Annotated in this window: 6 protein-coding genes; 1 reads left to right on the forward strand and 5 read right to left on the reverse strand. The window is 53.4% G+C overall.

The window, feature by feature from the left end; genetic code table 11:
- On the forward strand, window positions 1-571 hold a 571-nt coding region (locus L691_RS0107910; RefSeq protein WP_025689852.1), incomplete at its 5' end, for a THUMP domain-containing class I SAM-dependent RNA methyltransferase.
- A gap of 160 nt (window positions 572-731) precedes the next feature.
- On the opposite strand, the gene L691_RS0107915 is transcribed toward L691_RS0107910, so the two are convergent.
- The 5 genes from L691_RS0107915 to L691_RS0107935 all read right to left on the reverse strand — a co-directional run.
- Window positions 732-1,556 (reverse strand): aldo/keto reductase, encoded by an 825-nt coding sequence (locus L691_RS0107915; protein WP_025689854.1) that lies wholly within the window; start codon window positions 1,554-1,556, stop codon window positions 732-734.
- Window positions 1,557-1,743: 187 nt separating this feature from the next.
- Entirely contained in the window at window positions 1,744-1,983 is a 240-nt protein-coding gene (locus L691_RS0107920) for a DUF1450 domain-containing protein (RefSeq protein ID WP_025689855.1), read from the reverse strand.
- Window positions 1,984-2,036: 53 nt separating this feature from the next.
- Window positions 2,037-2,339, reverse strand: a complete 303-nt coding sequence (locus L691_RS0107925) for a HesB/IscA family protein (RefSeq protein ID WP_025689857.1) — start codon at window positions 2,337-2,339, stop codon at window positions 2,037-2,039.
- Window positions 2,340-2,429: 90 nt separating this feature from the next.
- A complete protein-coding gene (locus tag L691_RS0107930) occupies window positions 2,430-2,708 on the reverse strand; it encodes a hypothetical protein (protein WP_025689858.1) in 279 nt (92 codons plus the stop codon).
- Between the two features lie 133 nt (window positions 2,709-2,841).
- On the reverse strand, window positions 2,842-3,202 hold a 361-nt coding region (locus L691_RS0107935; protein ID WP_025689860.1), incomplete at its 5' end, for a M14 family zinc carboxypeptidase.

Raw genomic sequence — 3,202 nt, forward strand, 5'->3', positions numbered from 1 at the left:
GTGCTGCGGCTCGGGCACGTTTCTGATCGAGGCGGCTATGATGGCCTGGAATATCGCTCCCGGGCTCCGGCGCTCTTTCCCGTCCGAGCATTGGCCGGCGATCCCGCCGGAAGCGTGGCAGACCGCCCGCGAAGAAGCATTCGACGCCGTCCGCGACGACGATCCGCTGCAGCTAACCGGCAGCGACATCGACCCGAAGGCGATCGAAATCGCGCAGGCCGCTGCCAAAAGCGCGGGCCTGTCCGGTGAAATCACCTTCTCCGTCCTGCCCGCCGCCAAATCAAGGCCGGAAGGCGAATACGGCTGCATCATCACCAATCCCCCTTATGGGGAGCGGCTGAGCGACGATAAAGAAGTGGAGAAGCTCACCCGCCAGTTTGGGCAGATGATGCTGCACCTGCCCACCTGGTCGTTCTTCGCCATCAGTCCGGCCAAGCAGTTCGAGCACTATTTTGGCAGAAAGGCGGACAAGCGGCGCAAGCTGTATAATGGACGGATCGAGTGCCAGTATTATCAATACCTGGGTCCCCTGCCGCCAAGAGCGCCGAAGCAGGAGACCGATGCGCAGTAGTTAAACGCGTACGCGCCTAAGACCAGGTCGGCCTATGATCTCCGGCAGCGCTATACATCAAACAAAATACAGGCAGGCTGCGGTACCCCACAGCCTGCCTGTTCCCTTTAAATAATCAATCGTTTAATCTTCCACAAATGCCCTCAGTTCCTCCGGCTCCTTAGAACATCAAGTCGTCCGGATGTCTGCCGATACGTTCCCCGGTATCCAGAGTATCGATAGCGTCCATTTCCTCCTGGGATAACTCGAAATCGAAGATTTCGCTGTTCTCCTTAATACGGGAAGGCGTTACGGATTTCGGAATAATGACGATGTCATGCTGCAATTCCCAGCGGAGAATGACCTGTGAGACCGATTTGCCGTGCAAGCGCGCAATGGAGGTCAGCGTTCCGTTATCCTGTAGCTGCCCCTTCATAAGCGGCGCCCAGGCTTCGATCTGGATATTGTTCAGCAAGCAGAAATCATGCAGCGGCCGCTGCCTTAGACGGGGATGCAGCTCTACCTGGTTCACCACCGGAACGATGTTGCTGTCATTCATCAGCGACTCTAAATGGTGAATCTGGAAATTGCTGACGCCGATTGCGCGGACGCTTCCTTCCTCGTACAGACGTTCCAGCGCGCGCCACGTCTCCTTGTATTTGTTCAGTCCCGGCCAATGAATCAGGTACAAGTCGATCACTTCAAGACCCAGCGCCTCACGGCTCTTCTCAAAAGCGGCCAACGCCCGGTCATAGCCTTGATCGTCATTCCAAACCTTAGTCGTGACGAACAGCTCTCCCCTATGCAGACCGCTGGCCCGAATGGCCCGTCCCACTTCATGCTCGTTCTCGTACAGGGACGCCGTATCGATGCTCCGGTAGCCCAGCTCAAGCGCCGCCGTCACCGCATTTTCCACCTCATTGCCCTCGGCTTTATACGTTCCCAGCCCGAAGCACGGCATGGCAACTCCGTTATTCAGCAAAATGGTATCCGATAGTTGTCTCATTCGATCACCCGCTCCTCTATGTACTCGCTCAATTTCAATCTATTATATCACGTTGCACTATTGTGCTAAATTAGTCCCGGGTCATACGCCTGAACAGAAAAGGCCATTCTTGCAGTCGACCTGCAAAAACGGCCAAAAGAGCACTCTCCGAATTCCGGCAGAGCACAGATCCATTTTTAAATCGTATCTACTTCTTTACTGCTGACTGCTTAATGAAAGGCTCCACTTTCTTCAAAACCTCGTCCTCGGTCGAAGCGCTGACATAGCGGCCATTAATGTAGACGAAAGCGCGCTTGCCGCATGGGCCGCAGTAGGACTTGCAGCCGATTTTGATCTCGGCGTCAGGCGCCATTTTGCGGAGCTTAGGCAGAACGCTTTTGATGCTCATATGATTGCATTTATCGCAAATGCGTATATCGTTAGCCATTGCTGTTCCCTTCTTTGCCGTCCAGACAGCTTCAGCCTGTCAAACCCTATAGCTTAGTGGTCTCCGTGGTTGCCTTGGGACGGATTCGTAATAACAAAACCTTCTTGCGGAAAATACAGATAGTCGACCTTTACGCCGTCAAGAAGCGGCTGGCCCTTCTCCAGAATAACGTCGATGTCCTTATCCGTCGGAATGACCTCGTCGTTCTCCTTGGGCGTGTCCAAATCAAGACCGTAGTGGGCATGGTCGCCATGCGAATGGGTAATCAGAACGCGCAGCTTCAGATCCTTATTTTCTTCCAGATCCATCTGTTTCTTTATAACTTTAGCCGCGTTGCGGGTAATTTTGACCTTCATAGTCCGTCCATCTCCTGACAACTGGATTTCTATACTCTAGTGATATATTTTAAAGGAAAACCGCCGGATAATGCAACCAAACTTTAAATTTTATCTGCCGTCGTCATTTAGCCTCAATCTTTTCGGGCCATTCAGCGCCGGGTATTTACGGTCCATTCTGGAGACGAACCAGGCCATCAGCATCATCGATACACCGATATCGTCAATCGGCATAAAAGGCATAACATCAGGCAGCACCCAATACAGCGCCACCGGAATCACGAACAGCAGCTTGTCCCCTAGCGCGACATGCGGAGAGACGACGTATTGCCAGGTGCTTCGCAGCACGTGAGACCATCCTTTAAGCGACAGCAGCTTCCTTAGTTTCATCTTCGGTCTCCTTCCTGCTTTTAACCAGATTGATTCAGTAAAAAGGTACGGCCGTGCAGCAGTCTCTAGCGACGTATACGGCCATACCCTCTATATAGATTACGCAGCTATGCTGAAAATGTTTCACTTACTTTCATTGGGATAGAATAGCAGCCAGAATTTGCCCCGTTTCCAGCGTCAGATCTTCAAAATCCTCAAGCGGGAGCGGATTTCTGCCCAGACCCAGTTCCACGGTGAACCCCGGTTTTTTGAATTTCATAATGAACCAGTCCTTAAATCCCGCGTCACTTTCCGTCAAAGCAACCGCCCGGTAGCCGCCGGCCAGTGCCAGACGTTCCGCGATTTCCCGGCTCTCCGGCGGCTCATATCCGCGATAGTTCCAGTAGATCTCCTGGCCTTGACTGTGCAGCGACACCGCTATATCCGCTGGCTCCTCCTCGCACAGCGAAGCCAGTGCAGCAGCCTCCGGCTCGCTGAGCGGCGACGGGCCGCCA

Source organism: Paenibacillus zanthoxyli JH29 (assembly GCF_000520715.1).
GTDB classification, from domain to species: domain Bacteria; phylum Bacillota; class Bacilli; order Paenibacillales; family Paenibacillaceae; genus Paenibacillus_AQ; species Paenibacillus_AQ zanthoxyli.

Excerpts from the sequence above, each read along its gene's own strand:
- L691_RS0107915 (WP_025689854.1), bottom strand. The coding sequence starts at position 1,556 with ATGAGACAACTATCGGATACCATTTTGCTGAATAACGGAGTTGCCATG.
- L691_RS0107920 (WP_025689855.1), bottom strand. The coding sequence starts at position 1,983 with ATGGCTAACGATATACGCATTTGCGATAAATGCAATCATATGAGCATC.
- L691_RS0107925 (WP_025689857.1), bottom strand. The coding sequence starts at position 2,339 with ATGAAGGTCAAAATTACCCGCAACGCGGCTAAAGTTATAAAGAAACAG.
- L691_RS0107930 (WP_025689858.1), bottom strand. The coding sequence starts at position 2,708 with ATGAAACTAAGGAAGCTGCTGTCGCTTAAAGGATGGTCTCACGTGCTG.